The following is a 2,260-nucleotide window of genomic DNA, read 5'->3' on the forward strand; positions in this document are numbered from 1 at the left end:
CCGTGTCCGACATCTCCCATCCCGATACACCGCAGCCCGACATTCCTGTGCCTCCACAGCCTGACTTGCCAACGCCAATCCCCAGGAGAGAGCCTGCGCCAGACGAGGCGCCTGACTTAATGCCGCCTGAGCCAACTCAGCCGCCGGGCGATGATGTCCCAAAGGTCGGCTAGAGAAACCTCATCCCCCGCGTCAGCGGAAGCGGCGTGTGATGAAGCGGTGTTGGGGGGCTAGTAGGCCCCATCAGGGAAGCCGCAAGCGCACGGTTCTTGATGCCGGAGGCTCTATGCTGGTGGCAGGTCCGCTGAAGGCTGTCAGCGAGCTTAGGCTGACCTTGTTGCTCTAGTTCGTTGGCTAACAGAGCCAGACGCGACGCCATGTCCTCTTGTGCCTGGGCTGCATTCTCCAGAGCGGCCTTGTAGTCCAGGAGCGCTCGACCCAAGCCGTCAGATAAGGCCGGACGCCCAAAGCACCAATTCGGTCGCGGCCTTGCCGAATGCCTCATTTAGGCCTGCCGCCGCCGCTGCTGCATCCGTAGCCTGAACCGGAACGCTCGCGTGCACAATGCGTGAGCCAACGAGCTGTCCGTTCATGGCCAGGATCTTCGCCGAGAACTCCACATCGGCGTGGGGTTCGGGAAGCAGCATCAGCTGAAAGCTGCGGATGTCGATCAGCAGCTGGTAGTCAGCTGTGAAGCCTTCTGTGGGACGCGCGACGGCCTGCGGATAGTTTGCGTTCTCAAAGCTCTGGATGATCTTGGCTTGCAGAAGCTTCGGCAGGCTGTCACTCCACAGCGCATCCAACGCGAGACTTTCGTCCACCTGCGGCCGCACGAGGATCTTTTGCGTGTCGAACAGAACAACCGCGCTCGGCTCCGGAACCGTCAGCTGCCCGCTCGCAACCTTATCGTTGGGTGGGAAAACTTGCGGCGCTGACAGGTCATAGATCCTGGTAGGTGTCTTCGCAGGCCCACCGCCGCCCAGGCCCTCAAGGGCTTCTAGGATCCGGTCCAAGCGGCCGGAATTGCGCGCGAGGGCCTCCGAAAAAGTGCTCAGATTGATCAGGATGCCATGCAGCGGTTCCGCATTGTCGGCGATGAGAATGTCAAGGCGCCGCAGGACCTCCTGTGCCGCCTGGCTCAGGTCTTGGCTCGCGGCCGGATCCGCCTTCAGAACAAGTGCACCGCCGGTTGAGCTGGGAGGCGGCGCGGCGGGTGTGCCACCGCGGAGGGCGATGGCCGGCGCACCCGTAAGACCCTGGGATACGAGGCCGGCCTGGGTATCGGCCTTGACGGGTGTGTTGGGGTCGAGGGAGAGCGTGGCTATCACCTGGCGCGGATCATCGGGGTTGAGCCGAAGCTCAGTCACCTCTCCGGCCGGGATGCCGTTAAACAGGACCTGTGCGCCCGGCAGCACTCCCGTAACGGGACTTTCGAACACGACCCGATAAGTCTCCCGCTCGCTGAACCCGCCGGTGCCGCGGAGCCAATACAGGAACGCAAAGGCGGCTGCGATCACACAGAGTGTGAACAGTCCGATCAGGGAATACCGCGCCTGCGTCTCCATGTTTCCGTCTTTTCAGAACTTCTGAGGCTAACGAACATTCCAGCTACCGCGCCCGGGTCAAGGTGATCGACACCTGCGACAGCTCAGTGCCCTGGGAGCGGATGCTCACCGCCTGTCGTGCTCCTTGAGGAGCCATGGCGATCCCGGCCGAGAAGCCGGGCCCCTCTGCGACGGCATCGATCCGACCGGCCGAAACCCGCCCGGAGATCGTTCCTTGCATGTTGCGCGTAGCCTCGGCCCAGACGCCTCCAACACGCCCGCCTTCAGCGTTGATGTCCGTCCTGAGCTCAAAGGTGTAGCTGTCGCTCGCACAGCGAAGGTTCTGCCGAAGGTTGGCGCTGGCGGATGCTACCACGTATGTGGCTTGGCAGCGGAGACGTTCGGTGGTGCCGTTGGACAGGGCTACCGTGCCGCTGCCCAACCACGATCCGGCAAAGCCGGCAAAGGGGTTAGAAGAGGAGGCTTGGATTTGCGCATGGGCCGACGATCCGCACAGCAAGACTATCAGTGCACCAAGAGGCAGATGGCGTGCACGCGAAAGGGTATTTTTCAGTTCCGCTTGCATGGTTCGGCGCCTGTGGCATCCGGGCGATCGCTGTAAGAATAATCGCAATGGAGCGTAAGCGGTGTTCTGGACCCACCTTACGTTTGCATGTGTGAGGGACGAGACTGACGGCCTCTGTTTGGAGATCGTT

Annotated in this window: 2 protein-coding genes; both read right to left on the reverse strand. The window is 62.2% G+C overall.

The window, feature by feature from the left end:
- Positions 1 to 446: 446 nt before the first annotated feature.
- On the reverse strand, positions 447 to 1,565 hold the full coding sequence (locus JKG68_RS31950) for an ABC-type transport auxiliary lipoprotein family protein (RefSeq protein ID WP_202066404.1): 1,119 nt from the start codon (positions 1,563 to 1,565) through the stop codon (positions 447 to 449).
- A 43-nt stretch (positions 1,566 to 1,608) separates the two neighbouring features.
- A complete protein-coding gene (locus tag JKG68_RS31955) occupies positions 1,609 to 1,986 on the reverse strand; it encodes a hypothetical protein (protein WP_246516125.1) in 378 nt (125 codons plus the stop codon).
- Between the last annotated feature and the right edge of the window lie 274 nt (positions 1,987 to 2,260).

The sequence above is a fragment of the Microvirga aerilata genome (assembly GCF_016743775.1).
Lineage (GTDB): Bacteria > Pseudomonadota > Alphaproteobacteria > Rhizobiales > Beijerinckiaceae > Microvirga > Microvirga aerilata.